Origin of the sequence: Microbulbifer agarilyticus S89 (assembly GCF_000220505.1) — a bacterium.
Lineage (GTDB): Bacteria > Pseudomonadota > Gammaproteobacteria > Pseudomonadales > Cellvibrionaceae > Microbulbifer > Microbulbifer agarilyticus_B.
Window position 1 is genome coordinate 47,319 of the sequence record NZ_AFPJ01000014.1, and the last position, 17,025, is coordinate 64,343.

A 17,025-nucleotide genomic window follows, 5' to 3' on the forward strand; every position below is an offset into this window, starting at 1 on the left:
ACCAGCCGACAGGGCTGGCAAATCGGCGCGCGCATGTTTTGTGCGCATAAAAAAACGGGCCGCTGGGCCCGTTTTTGGGTGAACAAGGACGATGCCTTATTCGGAGTCGCTAGGGTGGCGCATCGGTGTTGGGAACGGGAACTGGGCCACCTTGTCGCCCTTCACGTCGTGCACCTTGCCGACGCCCTCTTTCTCCACCTCGTCAATCCGCACAATGCTGTGCATGGGGATATAGGAGCGCTTCACCGAGGAGAACTCGGTTTTCAGCTTCTCTTCACTGGGGTCGACCACCAGCTGGGACTTTTCCCCGAATACAAATTCTTCCACCTCGACGAAGCCATACATCTCGCTTTGGTAAATGGCGCGCGCGTAAAGCTCGAACACCTGGTTCTGGTTGTGAAAAATGACTTTGTAGATTGGGTTTGCCATAGATTGCTCAATGCCGGGGCCGATGCGGATGCCCCATGAATACTAGTGTGCAGGCGGGCTGACCCGCGAAAAGCGCGGAAGATTATCACTCTCGCCTGCCCCCGTCTATGCAGCCTCCAGAGGGGTCGGTATAATGCCCGACCTTTTGAATTGACCAGTTTTTAACCAGGCGCATCATGTCCACCGACAAGTCCTCCGAATTATCCGAAAAACCGGTGAAAAAGCTCTTCATCAAGACCCATGGCTGTCAGATGAACGAGTACGACTCCGCCCGTATGCGGGACCTGCTGGGGGAATCCCACCAGATGGTACCCACCGACGACCCCGAAGAAGCGGACGTACTGCTGGTAAACACCTGTTCTATCCGTGAGAAGGCTCAGGAAAAATTGTTCCACCAGCTCGGCCGCTGGAAGCACCTCAAGGAAAAAAATCCCGAACTGGTGATCGGTGTCGGCGGCTGCGTGGCCAGCCAGGAAGGTGAGGCCATCGCCAAACGCGCGCCTTACGTGGACCTGGTATTCGGCCCGCAGACCCTGCATCGCCTGCCGGAAATGATGGAAACCAGAAAACAGGAGAGCGGCGCGATCGTGGTGGATGTGTCCTTCCCGGAAATCGAGAAGTTCGACCGCTTGCCGCAGCCAGAAGCCGACGGCGTGAGCGCTTTCGTGTCCATTATGGAAGGCTGCTCCAAGTACTGCACCTTCTGTGTTGTGCCCTATACCCGCGGTGAAGAAGTAAGCCGCCCGGTGGCAGATGTGCTGGAAGAAGTGGCGCACCTGGCGGATCAGGGCGTGCGCGAAGTAAACCTGCTGGGCCAGAACGTAAATGCCTACCGCGCGCCCGGTGAAGATGGCCAGATCGTGGATTTCGCCGAGCTGATCACCTACGTGGCGGCGATCGACGGTATCGACCGTATCCGCTATACCACCTCGCACCCGGTGGAATTCTCCGATGCGCTGATCGATGTGTACGCGGAAGTACCAGAGCTGGTAAACCACCTGCACCTGCCGGTACAGAGTGGCTCCGACCGCATCCTGATGGCGATGAAGCGCGGCCACACCGCTCTGGAATACAAGTCCAAGATTCGTCGCCTGAAGGCCATTCGCCCGGATATTTGCCTGTCCTCCGACTTTATTATCGGTTTCCCGGGTGAGACCGAGCGCGACTTTGAAGCCACCATGAAGCTGATTCAGGACGTGGGCTTCGATATCTCGTTCAGCTTTATTTACTCCCCACGCCCGGGCACCCCGGCCGCGGACCTGCCGGACGACACCCCAGAAGAGATCAAAAAACAGCGCCTGCAGCTGCTGCAGCACCGCATCAACCAGCAGGCTGCCGAGATCGCCCGCCGCATGGTTGGAAACGTGGAGCGCGTTCTGGTCAGCGGTGTATCCAAAAAGGACCCGGGCCAGCTGCAGGGCCGTACCGAGAACAACCGCGTGGTCAACTTCCGCTGTGACCAGCTGGAGCTGATTGGTAAGTTTGCCGACGTTCTGATTGAGGAAGCGCTGCCTAACTCTCTGCGCGGGACCCTGGTGGCTTCAGAACTCGACGGTTCCCTGGGCTAACCTTCGGGTCCCGTGGCGGCCCTGCTGCCGGGATTCGTTTCCGGGACACGCTACAAGCACATCCCTGTGCGCTCGGACGCGGCCATCCTTGGCCGCGTACGGTCCCGGAAACGAATCCCGGCATCAGCGCCTTAAAGTCTCACTTCTGCGCTACTCCCACTTCCGAAGGCGGGGAAGCATCAGAAGTTTGGGCGAAGGTTCTGATACCGATATTCCTTTGTGAGACCTTCCGCGAGAGGGACCTCGCGGAAGAGCCCCCATGGATGGGTTTACGGCGTGTCTCACAAAGGAATATCGGTAGCAGGACCGCCACTAAAGGTCACTACGACGTCCCGCACCTTTGGAAACCGAAGTAACCACAGACCTTCATACTCCAGTGTTATAAGCCACGGAACTGTTTAGAACCCATTCGTCACAAAGCGGCCTTTCCCATTGTGCCGAAATGGGTATAACCTACAGACTGAACCCTCAGACAATAGGTGCATGGAAACCAATTTGGAAACACAAGCCCTCGCTCACAGCATCACTCTTGAGCCCAACGACGCCCGCCGCCTGGCCAACCTCTGTGGCCAATTTGATCAACACCTGCGCCAGATTGAACAGCGACTGGATATTGAAATCCGCAATCGCGGGAATCAGTTTGCGTTTTACGGTGACGCCAAATCTGCACGCGCCGCCGGTGAGATCATCAGCAACCTGTATAAGGAAACCGGTGGCAAAGATAGCCTGACACCAGACGAGATCCATCTCGCCCTGCAACAGTCCGGCGTGGAAGAGCTGATGAATGGTGGCCAGAAGGCCGCTGACGGTGAAGGCGACCAGGTAGTCCTGATTCGCACCAAAAAGTGTTCCGTACGCCCGCGCGGGGTTAACCAGCGCAAGTATGTGCGTGCAGTACAGAGCAACGATATCAACTTCGGTATCGGCCCCGCCGGTACCGGTAAAACCTACCTGGCGGTAGCCTGTGCGGTAGAAGCACTGCTTAAGGACCAGGTAGAGCGCATCCTGCTGGTACGCCCGGCGGTAGAAGCCGGCGAAAAGCTGGGCTTCCTTCCCGGCGACCTGAGCCAGAAAGTCGACCCCTACCTGCGCCCCCTGTACGACGCACTCTACGAAATGCTCGGTTTCGAAACCGTCGACAAGCTGATTGAGCGCAACGTTATTGAAGTGGCACCGCTCGCGTATATGCGCGGCCGTACCCTGAATAACGCCTTCGTTATTCTCGACGAAAGCCAGAACACCACCCGCGAACAGATGAAAATGTTCCTGACCCGCATCGGGTTCGGCTCGACCGCGGTGATCACCGGTGACCCCAGCCAGATTGACCTGCCCCGCGGGCAGGCCTCCGGCCTGCGCCACGCGATTGAGGTACTAGGTAAGGTCAACGGCATCAGCTTCACCCACTTCGGCGCCAAAGACGTGGTTCGTCACCCGCTGGTACAGCGTATTGTCGAAGCCTACGACGTGCACGAGGCGGAAGTGGAAGCCGAGCAACAGGCCGAGCGCGCCGCGCGTAAAGCCGCCGCACTCGAAGCTGCTGGCCGCGCTGGAGAAGATGCGGCCTAAGGCCGCGCCCATGAACGCCACCCTATCTGAGAGCCAGTCGGCCTCGCCCGCGGACATCCAGCTGGATGTTCAGCGGGCCACCTCCCACTCTGCCCTCCCCAGCGATGCGGACCTTGCCCTCTGGGCTGCCGCCGCTGTAGGCACGCACCGCGCTGAAGCTGAGATCTCCCTGCGCATCGTCGATGAAGACGAGAGCCAGGCGCTCAACCGCCAATACCGCGGCAAAGATAAACCCACCAATGTGCTCTCGTTCCCGGCCGATATCCCGCCGGAGCTCGGTCTGCCCCTGCTGGGCGACCTAGTAATTTGCGCCCAAGTAGTAGCGCTAGAAGCGGAACAGCAGCACAAAGCGTGTTCGGCCCACTGGGCACACATGGTGGTCCATGGCACACTGCATCTATTGGGTTACGACCATATCGAGGACGATGAGGCCGAGATCATGGAAAATCTCGAAACCCGGATACTGGCAGCGCTTGGGATCGACGATCCTTACCAGCCAATTGAAGCGCCTACCCAGGGTGTGCAAATAGACAAATGACAAACGGAATCGACGAGTAAAGCGGAGTATGGCCACATCCATGACCACCGACGAACCCCCAAGTAGCTCCTCTTCCAACCGCCCTCGGTCGGGGGAGAAAAACTGGTTGGAAAAATTATTGGGCGCCTTTTCACAAGAGCCCAAGTCCCGTGATGAGTTACTAGAAATCATTAAGGACGCTGCCGAAAACAAGGTGGTGGACGCCGAGGCATTAACCATCATCGAAGGCGCGCTGGACGTTGCCAGCCAGCAGGTGCGGGAAATCATGATTCCGCGCTCGCAGATGGTGGTCGTCAGTATCGAAGACTGCCCCAAAGACTTCCTGCCCAAGATCATCGAGTCCGGCCACTCCCGCTTCCCGGTAGTGGGCGAAAGCATCGACGACATCCGTGGCATCTTGCTCGCCAAAGACCTGCTGCCATTGGTACTGAAAGGTGTGGAGGAATTCCGCCTGGAAGACCATATCCGCCCTGCCAACATCATCCCCGAAAGTAAGCGCCTGAATATCCTTCTGAAGGAATTCCGCGAAAACCGCTATCATATGGCGGTGGTCATCGACGAATACGGCGGTGTCTCGGGTGTAGTAACCATTGAAGATATCCTCGAAGAAATCGTCGGCGAAATCGAAGACGAGACGGACGAGGAAGAAGAAGATAGCTTCATCCGCAAAGTGAGCGATAACGACTATGTCGTGAAGGCGCTCACCCCCATTGAGGAATTTAACGAGTTCTTCGCCTGTGAATTCAGCGACGAGGAATTTGACACCGTGGGCGGCCTGATCATGCAGTCCTTTGGCCACCTGCCCGGGCGGGATGAAATCACCAGGCTTGGGGATTTCCAGTTCCGCGTCCTATACGCCGACAACCGACAGATCCATCTGCTGCGCGTGAGTCGGTCCGACAAGTCTGCTGAAGAAGATGGCTGATGCGTAGACCTCTGCCTGCCGTGGCCGCCCTGATTGCAGGCGGCCTACTCACCCTTTCCTTCGCCCCGTACGATTTGTGGTGGTGTGGCCTGCTGTCGCTCGGGTTGTTTGCCTGGCTTCTGGCGCCGGGCCCGGAAGCGCCAAGGCTCTCAGCCAAGAACACCTTCTGGTTGGCACTGTGTTACGGGGTGGGCCTGTTTGCCACCGGCGGCTCCTGGGTATATGTCTCCATTACCGACTTTGGCAACTCATCGCCACTGCTCGGCGTCATTCTTACCGGCGCCTTCGTCGGCATTATGGCGGTGCTGCTGGCATTGCCGTTTGCACTGATCTCGCGCTTTCGCGCCAACCCGGTATCCTTCGCCCTCGCCTTTGCCGCGCTGTGGTTTTTCAGCGAGTGGCTGCGCACCTGGGTGTTTACCGGTTTCCCCTGGCTATTTGCCGGCTACGGACACATCCACACTTGGCTTGCGGGCTGGGCACCCATCGTCAGCGTGTACGGTATCGGCCTGCTGCTGGCGTTTACCGCGGCGGTGATTGCTCTTTTTGCGCGCCGTACCTTCGAATCGTGGAAGTCCCGGACCGCCATAGCACTCGCGGCTGTTGCACTGCTCACCTGGCCACTGGGCTTGCTACTGGGCAGTATTCAATGGACCCAAACCAGCGATGACACCCGCACCATTGGCCTGGTACAGGCAAATATCCCGCAGGAAAAAAAGTGGCTCCCCGAGTTTCGCGGCGAGACGATTCGACGCTACCAGAGCGCCACGCAGGAGCTGCACGCCCAGGGCGTCGACATCATTATCTGGCCGGAAGCAGCGCTCCCCCTGCTCTACCATCACGCCCCCAACCTGATTGAGGCATTGCAAGAAAATGCACTGAACACGCAAAAGGACCTGATCACCGGCATCCTCTACGATACTGAGCGCGATCATCGCCGTGTGGTGCACAACTCTGCGGCGGTATTTGGCAGTGAGCAGCAGCTATACCACAAGCGCCATCTGGTTCCCTTCGGGGAGTATGTGCCGCTGGAAGACTGGATTCGCGGCACTATCGAATTCTTCAACCTGCCCACCTCGTTTATTCGGCCCGGGCCCGAAGGCCAGCAACCACTGACTGCTGGCGGCCTGAGCTGGGCGCCGCTTATTTGCTATGAGATTGTCTATCCACAGCTGGTGGCAGAGAGTAGCGGCGATGCACAGGTACTGCTGACGCTCAGCAACGATGCCTGGTTCGGTGACTCTATTGGCCCCCTGCAACACATGCAGATGGCCCAGATGCGCGCACTGGAAACGCAACGCTACCTGGTACGCGGTACCAATACCGGCGTCACCGCGATTGTTTCGCCGGATGGGGTTATAACCAAGCAACTGCCGCAGTTCGAGCAAGCCACGCTGGTTGGGCAGGTGCAGGCGCGCAGTGGTCTGACCCCGTTTATGGTGATTGGCATTTGGGCGCTGGTGGCACTGGCTACGCTGATGCTGTTGGCCGCCGTGATTCTGCAAAAGCGTCCGGAAACAATTACTGACGGCGCGCTAACGGGTGCCCCCGACTAGGGTCTATTTGGGTCTATTCGGTACAAGCTTTTCTAATAGAAAAGTCCGGGCGGCTGTTACCCCGCTTTGCCGTCCGGTTTCACCCAGCGCGCACCATTTTTTTCACATTTCATCGCAAGCGCCCTTGCGGCTGCTATTATCGTGAGATATTTGCCCGGCAGCGGATAAACCTGCGTGAAGGATTATCCAATGCGTTACCGCAACGCAAACGCCCCTCCCATCAGCCGGCGCAACTTGCGCAGACAGGAATGTCTGTCCCGAACAAGCCGAACGCGTTGTTACGGCGTACATTTGGGAACAAGTGGTTTAATTTAAACCGCACTCTTCCACATTCGATGCAGCGCCAACCGGGTTGCAGTGGCGGAAAGCGTGCGGCACGGATGCCAGATTTATGCATTGCTTAATCACCGGCGGCACCGGATTGATCGGCCGCCAATTCTGTTCAAAATGGCTGGAGCGGGGGAATAGCCTAACCGTACTCAGTCGCTCACCTGACAAGGTACACCGGCTTTGTGGTGAGTCCGCAACCGGGGTAAGTGACCTCAGCCAGGTGGATCAGGCGGTCGATGTCGTGGTTAACCTCGCTGGGGAGACCATCTCCAAGCGCTGGACCGAAGCGCGCAAAGCAGAGATTCGGCGTTCGCGTATCGACACCACCAGTGACCTCGTACGCTGGGTACTGGCACAGCCACAGCGCCCCAAATATGTCCTCTCAGGTTCCGCAGTGGGGTTTTATGGAGACCGCGGCGGTGACCTGCTCAAGGAAACCAGCGGGCCCGGCGGCGGGTTTGCGGCACAACTGTGCCGGGACTGGGAAGCCGCCACCCTACCTCTGCAACAGGCCGGCATCTGTGTCGGCATCATGCGCACGTCCATCGTTCTCTCGCCAGACGGCGGCGCCCTCAAGGAAATGCTCCCGGCCTTTAAGGCGGGACTGGGTGGCCCAATGGGCTCTGGTGAGCAATGGATGAGCTGGATACACGAAGCGGATATCGTCGGCCTGATTCTACATGCCATCGACCGTCACCTGTGCGTCCCGTTCAACGCCTGTGCCCCGGAGCCCGTCACCAACAGCAGCTTCTCGCGCATACTGGCGAAACAGCTGCACCGGCCCTGCCTGCTCCGTACGCCGGAGTGGCTACTCAAAATCTTGTTTGGGGAAATGGCGGAGGAGTTGCTGCTGGCCAGCCAGCGTATGGAGCCCCGCACAGCGCTGGATAGCGGGTACAGTTTTCAGTACCCGACTCTGGAAAAGGCCTTGGCGGACTTGCTTGCACCACAAGGCGGAGCGGGTAAAACCCACATATCACCCAAGGGCCACTAAAGCGTTAGCCGGTATAGATTATCTATATAGATCACGCCGCCGCGTTACTTTGCGTCAGCACTTCTTCCAGGTAGTTGCGCGCAGCCTCCGAGGTCACCGGGTCAGCCTTGCACTCCATTGGTGCAGACCCAACCCACCGTGCGTGCCAGCGGAACCAGTTATGGGCGGCAACAGCCGGGGCAAAGCCACTGCTATCCTGAGCTCTCTCTGCACCATCCTGGCGCAACTCAACAAAATCAGTCTGCTCGGGATCCAGCTTGAACTCACGCACGATCTGGCCGACAAAGGTCTCGAAATTTTTGCTGAATTTGGCGCCACTTTCCGCGCCGGCAGACAAGATCACCAGGTGCCGGCTACCGCGACGAGCCAGCTTAAATCCGACCCAGACCGGGCGGTTTAGACGATTGTGTAACTGAATGGGTGAAAACGACGCGGGAAACTCCGACATCAGTACGTACCTCTATATTTTTTGTTGTTATTCGCCAGGTCGCCCTGCAAACAGCCTAGCGTGATTCGGTCAGAATCTGCGGCGGTCAGCAGAGGGGATTGCCATACTAGTTTTATCCGAAACTATCGGCAACCACCGGACGCCTGCAACACAGCGACAAAAACCTTAACATTGCCGGCGCGCTGGCAATGCGCGCCACCGATACCACTGCATACCCAGCAGCTCGCGCCAGTAGACCTGGGTCCGTATCAGGGCGCCCGCACTGGGCAACCAGCGCAACAAGCCACTCTCCCCCTTGGGTACCAATTCACCGGGGCCGCCTACCGCCAGGGGCTGCACCTGCAGCCCGGCGCGGGCAAACACCTCCGCAGCGCGGGGCATATGCCACCAGTGGGTTACCAGGAGTACGCTTTCGACCCCCGCATCGTGCAGAAGTGCCGCGGAATTGGCAGCATTTTCCGCCGTTGTGCGACTGCAATTGTCGCGCCAAGTCACATTCCGCCGAAACAGGTCCTCCAGCGCAGTGGCCATCAAGGTGGACTCTGGCTGCTTTTCTCCCGCAAAAACGCGCCCTCCGGACACCAGGACCGGCAGCTCCTGCGGCGCTTCCTGTACCGCCCAAGCCACCCGCTCCAGGCTCGCCGCCGACAAGCGCTCACGCCCCTGCTCTGCATCCCGGTAGCGGCCGCCCCCCAGGATCACCACCGCCGCCGGCTTTACCTGAGGCGCCGCGGGTTGCTGGTTCACTAGCCGCTGCCCGAGCCATTCGGCAAAAGCCGGGGTCGCACAGATCCACAGGGAGAGAAAACACAGAACGGCCAGCGGCACAGAGAGCTTGGCGAGCGGAGAGCCCGCGGGGAAGAACCAGAAAGCGAGCGCCATCAGCATCCCCACGAGGGGCGCAAAAGGCGGCATGGCGAGTGTGGTAAGTGCGGTTTGCAGTTCCATCTTCAGCTTGATCAATCGTCCTTGTTCGCTCAGGGGGAATCCGAAGCTATTTGGCCTCGTCCGCCCCCTCCGACGGTTGTCCGGGCATCAACTGGCGGAAACACCCGTAGCCACAGCGATGGCAGGGCGTGATTTCCGAGCCCGCGGGCGGCAGTGCGCGATAGCCACAACCGAGGCACTGCAGAGCCTCCGCCTCTCCAGCTTTCTCACCCGCCAGCGCCCAGGCCTCACCGCGCTTGATACAGCGCATAATCGCCGGCCACACGGTCTTGGTGGGGTCAGCCGCATCCAGCAGCCAGTCGCCAACCCGCTCTTCCTGGGTGACCAGCTCATCCCCCAGGTCGTGAAGGTAGTCGTCGGCACGGTGCACGTCATCCTTGAGCCAGGCATTCAGAAAGGCCACCTTGCGCGCGGTGAACTGCTCCACATCCAGTTCCTCGCCCACCAACTTTTCCAGTTCGCGCCTGGCCTCGGTGGAAAGCTTGCCTTCCTGGTCCGGCAGATCGGGATTCGCAGCCTCTTTAGGTTTCTTACTCACCCTATCCCTCCTATAATTCGCCGTTTTCCGGCCGGCCTTAGTGTCCCGGCTGAAATCGCCAAATAGATCGAATCACAGAGTATAGGTTCCCCACAGATGGAAGAGCAGTACAACCCCTCCGCAGTCGAAGCCGCCGCCCAGGAGCATTGGGCCGAGCAGAAGAGCTTCGAGGTAAAGGAAGACCCCAGCCGCGAAAAATTCTACTGCCTGTCCATGTTCCCTTACCCCAGCGGCAAGCTGCACATGGGGCACGTGCGCAACTACACCATTACCGACGTGATCTCCCGCTACCAGCGCATGCAGGGCAAGAACGTGCTGCACCCCATGGGCTGGGATGCTTTTGGCCTGCCGGCAGAAAACGCCGCCATCCAGAACAAGACTGCGCCGGCCAAGTGGACCTACTCCAACATCGACTACATGAAAGGCCAGCTCAAGGCACTCGGCTTTGGCTTCGACTGGTCCCGCGAACTGGCCACCTGCCAGCCGTCCTACTACCGCTGGGAGCAGTGGTTCTTCACCCGCCTGTATAAGAAAGGCCTGGTGTACAAGAAGATGGCCACGGTCAACTGGGACCCGGTGGACCACACCGTACTTGCCAACGAGCAGGTGATCGACGGGCGTGGCTGGCGCTCCGGTGCCATCGTTGAGCGCAAAGAGATCCCGCAGTGGTTTATCAAGATCACCGACTACGCCGAGGAACTGCTGGCAGACCTGGACAAATTGCCGCACTGGCCGGAACAGGTGCGCACCATGCAGCGCAACTGGATTGGCAAGAGCAAGGGCATCGACCTGAGCTTCGCCCTGCCGCAGACCATTGCCGGCGTCGACCACTTTGATGTGTACACCACTCGCCCGGACACCCTGATGGGCGTGACCTACGTATCTCTGGCCGCCGAGCACCCGATTGCACTGGAACTGGCCGAGAGCAACCCGGAACTCAAAGCGTTTATTGCCGAGTGCAAGAAACAGTCCATGTCCGAGGCCGATATGGCCACCATGGACAAGAAAGGCATGGACACCGGCCTCAAGGCCATCCACCCGCTGACCGGCGAAGAAGTACCGGTATGGGTCGCCAACTACGTGCTGATGGATTACGGCTCTGGCGCCGTGATGGCGGTACCGGCCCACGACCAGCGCGACTGGGAGTTTGCCAAGAAGTACGACTTGCCGATCAAACAGGTGATTGCACCGACCAACGACGAGGCGATCGACCTGGACAAAGAAGCCTTTGTTGAGAAAGGCAAGCTGGTCAATTCCGGTGGCTTCGATGGTCTCGATTTCGACGCCGCCTTCAATGCCATTGCCGACGGCCTGGAAGCCGCCGGCAAGGGTCGCGTTACCACCAACTACCGCCTGCGCGACTGGGGTGTATCCCGCCAGCGCTATTGGGGTGCCCCAATCCCCATGTTCAACCTGGCGGACGGCAGCGAGATCCCGGTACCGGCGGAAAAACTGCCGATCCTGCTGCCAGAAGAAGTGGAGCTGGACGGAGTAACCTCGCCGATCAAATCCGACCCCGAGTGGCGCAAAGACGAATACAACGGTGAAACCGTTGAGCGCGAAACCGATACCTTCGACACCTTTATGGAGTCCAGCTGGTACTACGCGCGCTACACCTGCCCCGACTTCGAAGAAGGCATGCTCGACCCGGACCGCGCCAACTACTGGCTGCCGGTGGACCAGTACGTGGGCGGTATCGAACACGCCATCCTACACCTGCTCTACGCACGCTTCTTCCACAAGCTGATGCGCGATGAAGGCCTGGTAAAAAGCGACGAGCCCTTCAAGCAGCTGCTGTGCCAGGGCATGGTGCTGGCCGAGTCCTTCTACAAAGAAGTGGAAGGTGCGCACAAAATTTGGGTGAACCCTGCAGACGTCGACGTAGAGCGCGACGAAAAAGGCAAAACCATCCGCGCGGTTGAGCGTGCTACCGGTGAAGAAGTGATTGCCGGCGGCGTCGTGAAAATGTCCAAGTCCAAAAACAACGGCATCGACCCGCACGCCGCGGTGGAACAATACGGTGCGGATACCGTGCGCCTGTTCACCATGTTCGCCGCGCCCCCCGAGCAAACCCTCGAGTGGCACGACTCTGGTGTAGAGGGCGCCAGCCGCTTCCTGCGCAAGCTCTGGAAAACCGTGCAGAGCCACATTGCCGCAGGTGACGGCAGCGCAGCGATCGACGTCGACAACCTGACCGACAAGCAACAGCAGCTGCGCCGCAAGACCCACGAAACCATCCAGAAAGTCAGCGACGACTACGGCCGCCGCCAGACCTTCAACACCGCCGTTGCAGCGGTAATGGAATTGCTGAACGAAGTGGGCAAGGTCGCCGAGCGCGACTCCGGCAACGGCCTCGCCGTAGAGCGCGAAGCCCTGCAAGCCGCGACACTGCTACTTGCCCCAGTTACCCCACATATCAGCCATGAACTGTGGCGTGCACTGGGTAACAGTGGTGAACTGGTGGACGCCCAGTGGCCACAAGTGGACAAGAAAGCACTGGTTCGCTCTTCCATCACCCTTGTAGTACAGGTGAACGGCAAGCTGCGCGCGAAACTGGAAGCGCCGGCGGATGCTGACAAAGAAACCCTGGAAAAAATGGCACTGGCGGATGAGAACGTTCTGAAATTTACCGAAGGTAAAACGGTACGCAAGGTGATTGTTGTACCGGGCAAACTGGTCAACATCGTCGCCAACTAACTCGACTATTTCTACAAATTAAAAGAGCCCAACGCGAAGGGCGGGCGCCGGGTACGGGTTTTCAGGAGCGTCGCAAACAGGAAGTTTGCGCCGCAACGCCCAGGGATGGGTTCACAGGGGGGCGCCTAGCCTGGTCCTGAAAACCCGTACCCGGTGCCCGACCGCCACAAGGCCAAGCAAGAACGCACCGGAAAAAGATGAAAAGCACACTGCTCCGCACTATTACAATAATTCTGGCCATCACTCTTTCAGCCTGTGGCTGGCACCTCCGCGGCGCACCGAAAAACTTCCCTCCGGGCAGCAAGCTTTACATCACCACCCAAGATCCAAGAAGCGAACTGGCCGACAGCATCACCCGCCTGTTGCAAACCAGCGGCCTGCCGCTGGCAGACGAGCCCAGCGAAGCCGACTACACCCTGACCATCCATGAAGAAACGGAAACCAAACGTACCGTTTCTGTGGATGCCAAGGGCCGCGCCTCCGAATACGAACTGATCACCAGCGCCGAATACAGCGTGCAAGACAACAACACCGGCCGCGACCTGCTAACCCAGGCCAAAGCCGACGTTTACCGCACCCTGGAATGGGACGACAACGAAGTGGTCAGTAAAGGCGAAGAAGAACGCCTGCAGCGCGAGGAAATGCGTCGCGAACTGATCGGCCGCATCATCGACCGCCTGCGTCGTATCGACATCCGCACCCCGATCACCGACAACCCGGCGCAGCCCTGATATGCCGCGCATCAACCCTCGCCAGCTCAAGCAGAACCTGCGACAGGGCCTCTACCCCATCTACGTGGTTACCGGCGACGAACCGCTGCTGGTACAGGAGTGCTGCGACAGCATCCGCGAAGCCGCACGCAAGCAAGGGTTTAATGAGCGCGACCTGCTGCACGGCGAGCACAATTTCGACTGGGGCCAGCTGCTCTCCGCCGCCGGCAGCATGTCGCTGTTCGCCGACAAGAAAGTCATCGAGTTGCGCCTGCCCGGCGGCAAACCCGGTGACAAAGGCAGCAAGGCACTGCAGGAATTTGCCGCAACCGCCAATGACGACACCCTGCTGTTGCTGGTACTGCCGCGGCTTGACCGTTCACAGCTCAACAGTAAATGGGTCAAGGCCCTCGAAGCCAAGGGCGTACTGATGCAAATCTGGCCTGTGGAAGCCGCAGAAATGCCGCGCTGGATTCACCAGCGCCTGCGCGCCGCGGGATTGGATGCCGAGCCCGAAGCGATCCAGATTCTGTCCGAGCGGGTCGAGGGTAATTTGCTGGCCGCCAGCCAGGAAATCGAAAAGCTGAAACTGTTGGTGCAGGACTCTGTGGTTACCGCAGACATCATGAACAACGCCGTGGCCAGCTCTGCGCGCTACGACGTATTTGGCCTGATCGACAAGGCACTGGCCGGCGACGCCGCCGGTGCCGTGCGAACTCTGCAAGGCCTGCGGGCGGAAGGTGTTGAAGCGCCCATCGTTCTGTGGGCCATCGCCCGGGAAATCCGCACCTTGCTGGAGACGCAGCAGAAGCTCGCAGAGGGCCAACCCATCAGCCGCTTGGTGCGCATCCAGAAGCGTCAGTCGCTGATTCAGGCCGCCTGCCAGCGCCTGCGCCCCCGCCACCTGGAAAACTTCCTGATGCGCGCCCGCGCTGTGGATAACGCCATTAAAGGCGGCAAGGAAATGGACCCCTGGGCAGGTCTGCTGGAGCTTACCCTCAACCTTTCCGGTAAGCGCAGCATCTGACTCCCGCGCAACATTGTGCAAGCGCGATCTATTCGGCGCCAGAAGACACGCCTGCCACCCGATAAACCGCTAGGATATCCGTTACCGCTTTCAGGGCCCGCAGTGCCGCCCCTGAGAGCCCCCCAATTAACGGGATCCAGCGACCATGGAAAAGAATAACAACGGCCCGGCGCAAACCGGCACACATCAGGTTTTCAACCAACCTGAGGCGCTGCAGGGTCATAACCTCTACGCCGGCGACAATGCGCTCAAAGAAGCGGTAATACGCTTCGGTGGGCACTGGGGCGAAGATGACCTGCAGCGCTATGGAGAAATCTGCGGGCGGCCAGAATGGATCGAACGCGGTTTTCAGGCCAACGCGCACAAACCAGAGTTTGAACCCCACGACCGCGTGGGCAACCGCATCGACCAGGTCAACTATCACCCTGCCTATCATCAGCTGATGCAGCTAGCGAAAAGCGAGGGCCTACACTCCTCCCCCTGGACCCACCCGCAACCGGGGGCGCACATTGTGCGCGCGGCCAAGTACTACCTCCACAGCCAACTGGAGTCGGGCCACTGCTGCCCGGTAACCATGACCTTTGCCTGCCTGCCCGCACTGCAGAAAAACCCTGTAGTTGCCGCCAACTGGTTACCCAAAATCACCGCGCAAAGCTACGACCACAGCAATCGTCCCTATTTGGAAAAACCAGCGCTCACCATTGGTATGGGCATGACAGAAAAACAGGGCGGGTCCGATGTGCGCAGTAACACCAGCCAGGCCCAGCCCACGCCGGGCGAAGCCGCAGGCCTGTATACCATCCGCGGCCACAAATGGTTCCTTTCGGCCCCCATGTGCGACGGGTTTCTGATGCTCGCACAAAGTGCTGGAGGCCTGAGCTGTTTTCTGGTGCCGCGCTGGCGTCCAGACGGAAGCAAAAATACGATCGAGATCCAGCGCCTAAAACACAAAGCCGGCAACGTAGCCAACGCTTCTTCGGAGGTGGAGCTGCGCGATGCCGTAGGCTGGCTGGTGGGCAATGAGGGCGCGGGGATAAAAACCATTATCGAAATGGTCGCACTGACGCGCTTCGACTGCATGATCGGTTCCGCTGCAGCCCAGCGGCAGGCCACTCTGCAGGCTATATACCATGCACAACACCGCAGCGCCTTTGGTAAAAAGCTGTCAGCTCAGCCGCTGATGCAGAATGTATTGGCGGACCTGCAACTGGAAGTGGAAGGCTCACTGGCCCTCAGCATGCGTATGGCGCAGGCGCTGGACCACCCGGGTGAGGTACACCAGCGGCACCTGTTGCGTCTGGGGGCGGCGGTGGGCAAGTACTGGATCTGCAAACGCACACCTAACCACAACTATGAGGCCATGGAATGTCTCGGCGGTAACGGCCTGATCGAAAACTTCATTACCGCGCGACTCTACCGGGACGCCCCGGTAAATGCCATCTGGGAGGGTTCGGGCAACATTCAGGCTCTGGATATTCTGCGCACCAAACACAAAGAGCCAGAAGTACTCGACAGCTGGATCGATGAACTGACACAAAGCGCCGGCTCCGACCTTTGCTTTGACCGCGCGCTGACCCACCTGAAAGCGGAACTCAACAAAGACAATGACATGGAGTACCGCGCCCGCGATATTGCCGACCAGCTGGCACTCACCATGCAGGCGCACCTGCTGATCCAAGGCAGCCCGGCACCGGTGGCGGATGCGTTTATCCAGTCGCGGCTACACCGGCATAACAGCCACAGCGTGGGTACTATTCCACTGGGAGCAAATTTGGAATTACTGATTGAACGCGGCAATCCACTCTCTGGCTAGAGGGCCTCAACATTTACCCATGTATCCGGCTCAACCCCTTTACTCATCTGGCACGGCAATTTCGTTACCTTCGAGAGGTAGCCCTGACACGGAAACGCTTTCACCGGAATCAGCACGCACCACATCTATACCGACAACATCTGCACTGTAGCTAGAGCTGGTATTAACCGGTGTTGGTACTGACACATCAGGTGATTCACTGTCGTCACCTCCACCGCTGCCGCCACCACCGCACCCACTTAGCACCACCGCACAAAGGAATACACTTGATAACGCTGAATGAATTCTCATGATCGACTCCCTGTTACTGCGCTACGTCATAGGTAACTAAAAATTGTTGGTGCCCCACGGGTAACGAAATCGGCTCTTCCAGCTCTAGCACTAGACTGCCGTTATTGACGAGGTAATCGCCCTCTGCCAATAGCTGATCTTGAGCGTCCAGCATTCCATTTTCATTTGCGTCAATGTGCAGCGCGACCCTATCGATACCAACACTATCATTTCCACTCCCCCGCGCCTGCAACGTTATCGAGCGCAGCTTGAGAGTTGCATTTGTATTCAGCTGAAATATGTTAACTACGATGTTTTGATCCCCACGACCGACTTCCAGATTTTGCAACGAAACGCTACTGCCTTGCACCGCTGCATTGGCAACATCCCAATAAGTCGGGTTGAGCGGCTGCACATCTTCGCTATCCTCAACACCATCACCGTCATCATCCGTATCTTCATTGTTGCCGATGCCGTCCCCGTCTGTATCAACGGATTCGTTCGGATTGAGAGGTAATTGGTCTTCCGCGTCGGGAATGCCGTCACCGTCGTCATCGGTATCTTCATTGTTGCCGATGCCGTCTCCATCGGTATCCACAGATTCATTCGGGTTGAGAGGCAGCTGGTCTTCCGAGTCAGGGACGCCATCACCGTCATCATCGGCGTCT

16 protein-coding genes are annotated in these 17,025 nt (G+C 58.8%); 10 read left to right on the forward strand and 6 right to left on the reverse strand.

All coding sequences use genetic code 11. From position 1 onward, the window contains the following. Positions 1-96 precede the first annotated feature (96 nt). Positions 97-429 (reverse strand): DUF1820 family protein, encoded by a 333-nt coding sequence (locus tag AS89_RS0104710; protein WP_010131235.1) that lies wholly within the window; start codon positions 427-429, stop codon positions 97-99. Between the two features lie 176 nt (positions 430-605). Here AS89_RS0104710 and miaB point away from each other — a divergent pair, with 176 nt between their 5' ends. From miaB to AS89_RS16925, 6 genes are all read left to right on the forward strand, one after another. Further along, the gene (gene miaB / locus AS89_RS0104715; RefSeq protein ID WP_010131236.1) at positions 606-1,997 is read left to right on the forward strand and encodes a tRNA (N6-isopentenyl adenosine(37)-C2)-methylthiotransferase MiaB; all 1,392 of its coding nucleotides are present in this window, start codon (positions 606-608) and stop codon (positions 1,995-1,997) included. A gap of 483 nt (positions 1,998-2,480) precedes the next feature. After that, the gene (locus AS89_RS0104720) at positions 2,481-3,563 is read left to right on the forward strand and encodes a PhoH family protein (protein ID WP_010131238.1); all 1,083 of its coding nucleotides are present in this window, start codon (positions 2,481-2,483) and stop codon (positions 3,561-3,563) included. Between the two features lie 10 nt (positions 3,564-3,573). Continuing rightward, positions 3,574-4,101, forward strand: coding sequence for an rRNA maturation RNase YbeY (ybeY, locus tag AS89_RS16920; RefSeq protein WP_010131240.1), 528 nt, complete (start codon positions 3,574-3,576; stop codon positions 4,099-4,101). A gap of 28 nt (positions 4,102-4,129) precedes the next feature. Continuing rightward, a complete protein-coding gene (locus AS89_RS0104730; protein ID WP_029249791.1) occupies positions 4,130-5,026 on the forward strand; it encodes an HlyC/CorC family transporter in 897 nt (298 codons plus the stop codon). Then, positions 5,026-6,582, forward strand: coding sequence for an apolipoprotein N-acyltransferase (lnt, locus tag AS89_RS0104735; RefSeq protein ID WP_010131244.1), 1,557 nt, complete (start codon positions 5,026-5,028; stop codon positions 6,580-6,582). Before AS89_RS0104730 ends, lnt begins: the two co-directional genes overlap by 1 nt. Positions 6,583-6,973: 391 nt before the next feature. After that, entirely contained in the window at positions 6,974-7,906 is a 933-nt protein-coding gene (locus tag AS89_RS16925; RefSeq protein ID WP_010131245.1) for a TIGR01777 family oxidoreductase, read from the forward strand. 31 nt (positions 7,907-7,937) lie between these two features. Here the strand turns inward: AS89_RS16925 and AS89_RS0104745 are convergent, their stop codons facing one another. The 3 genes from AS89_RS0104745 to AS89_RS0104755 form a co-directional block, all read right to left on the reverse strand. Next, on the reverse strand, positions 7,938-8,354 hold the full coding sequence (locus AS89_RS0104745) for a hypothetical protein (RefSeq protein WP_010131246.1): 417 nt from the start codon (positions 8,352-8,354) through the stop codon (positions 7,938-7,940). A 165-nt stretch (positions 8,355-8,519) separates the two neighbouring features. Beyond that, positions 8,520-9,317, reverse strand: coding sequence for a YdcF family protein (locus AS89_RS0104750; RefSeq protein WP_010131247.1), 798 nt, complete (start codon positions 9,315-9,317; stop codon positions 8,520-8,522). 31 nt (positions 9,318-9,348) lie between these two features. Then, positions 9,349-9,840 carry a zinc ribbon-containing protein gene (locus tag AS89_RS0104755; protein WP_010131248.1) on the reverse strand — a complete coding sequence of 164 codons (492 nt, stop codon included), beginning with the start codon at positions 9,838-9,840 and terminating at the stop codon, positions 9,349-9,351. Between the two features lie 96 nt (positions 9,841-9,936). Between AS89_RS0104755 and leuS the strand changes: the two genes are divergently transcribed. From leuS to AS89_RS0104775, 4 genes are all read left to right on the forward strand, one after another. Then, complete coding sequence (leuS, locus tag AS89_RS0104760) at positions 9,937-12,537, forward strand: leucine--tRNA ligase (protein WP_010131249.1); 2,601 nt, start codon at positions 9,937-9,939, stop codon at positions 12,535-12,537. A gap of 197 nt (positions 12,538-12,734) precedes the next feature. Next, the gene (locus AS89_RS0104765) at positions 12,735-13,268 is read left to right on the forward strand and encodes an LPS-assembly lipoprotein LptE (RefSeq protein WP_010131250.1); all 534 of its coding nucleotides are present in this window, start codon (positions 12,735-12,737) and stop codon (positions 13,266-13,268) included. A 1-nt stretch (position 13,269) separates the two neighbouring features. Beyond that, the gene (gene holA / locus AS89_RS0104770) at positions 13,270-14,274 is read left to right on the forward strand and encodes a DNA polymerase III subunit delta (RefSeq protein WP_010131251.1); all 1,005 of its coding nucleotides are present in this window, start codon (positions 13,270-13,272) and stop codon (positions 14,272-14,274) included. A gap of 145 nt (positions 14,275-14,419) precedes the next feature. Continuing rightward, positions 14,420-16,087: an acyl-CoA dehydrogenase family protein gene (locus AS89_RS0104775; protein WP_010131252.1), complete on the forward strand. Its 1,668-nt coding sequence runs from the start codon at positions 14,420-14,422 to the stop codon at positions 16,085-16,087. Between the two features lie 39 nt (positions 16,088-16,126). Here AS89_RS0104775 and AS89_RS18605 read toward each other — a convergent pair whose 3' ends face one another. Next, complete coding sequence (locus AS89_RS18605) at positions 16,127-16,378, reverse strand: hypothetical protein (RefSeq protein ID WP_138976366.1); 252 nt, start codon at positions 16,376-16,378, stop codon at positions 16,127-16,129. 13 nt (positions 16,379-16,391) lie between these two features. Further along, positions 16,392-17,025, reverse strand: a 634-nt coding sequence (locus AS89_RS0104780; RefSeq protein ID WP_010131253.1) for a thrombospondin type 3 repeat-containing protein, incomplete at its 5' end; no start/stop codon positions are given.

Bases quoted from the DNA above. Each gene is read 5' to 3' on its own strand.
- lnt (WP_010131244.1), top strand. From the start codon at position 5,026: ATGCGTAGACCTCTGCCTGCCGTGGCCGCCCTGATTGCAGGCGGCCTA.
- AS89_RS0104765 (WP_010131250.1), top strand. From the start codon at position 12,735: ATGAAAAGCACACTGCTCCGCACTATTACAATAATTCTGGCCATCACT.
- miaB (WP_010131236.1), top strand. From the start codon at position 606: ATGTCCACCGACAAGTCCTCCGAATTATCCGAAAAACCGGTGAAAAAG.
- AS89_RS18605 (WP_138976366.1), bottom strand. From the start codon at position 16,378: ATGAGAATTCATTCAGCGTTATCAAGTGTATTCCTTTGTGCGGTGGTG.
- AS89_RS0104745 (WP_010131246.1), bottom strand. From the start codon at position 8,354: ATGTCGGAGTTTCCCGCGTCGTTTTCACCCATTCAGTTACACAATCGT.
- leuS (WP_010131249.1), top strand. From the start codon at position 9,937: ATGGAAGAGCAGTACAACCCCTCCGCAGTCGAAGCCGCCGCCCAGGAG.
- holA (WP_010131251.1), top strand. From the start codon at position 13,270: ATGCCGCGCATCAACCCTCGCCAGCTCAAGCAGAACCTGCGACAGGGC.
- AS89_RS0104720 (WP_010131238.1), top strand. From the start codon at position 2,481: ATGGAAACCAATTTGGAAACACAAGCCCTCGCTCACAGCATCACTCTT.
- AS89_RS16925 (WP_010131245.1), top strand. From the start codon at position 6,974: ATGCATTGCTTAATCACCGGCGGCACCGGATTGATCGGCCGCCAATTC.
- AS89_RS0104730 (WP_029249791.1), top strand. From the start codon at position 4,130: ATGGCCACATCCATGACCACCGACGAACCCCCAAGTAGCTCCTCTTCC.
- ybeY (WP_010131240.1), top strand. From the start codon at position 3,574: ATGAACGCCACCCTATCTGAGAGCCAGTCGGCCTCGCCCGCGGACATC.
- AS89_RS0104775 (WP_010131252.1), top strand. From the start codon at position 14,420: ATGGAAAAGAATAACAACGGCCCGGCGCAAACCGGCACACATCAGGTT.
- AS89_RS0104710 (WP_010131235.1), bottom strand. From the start codon at position 429: ATGGCAAACCCAATCTACAAAGTCATTTTTCACAACCAGAACCAGGTG.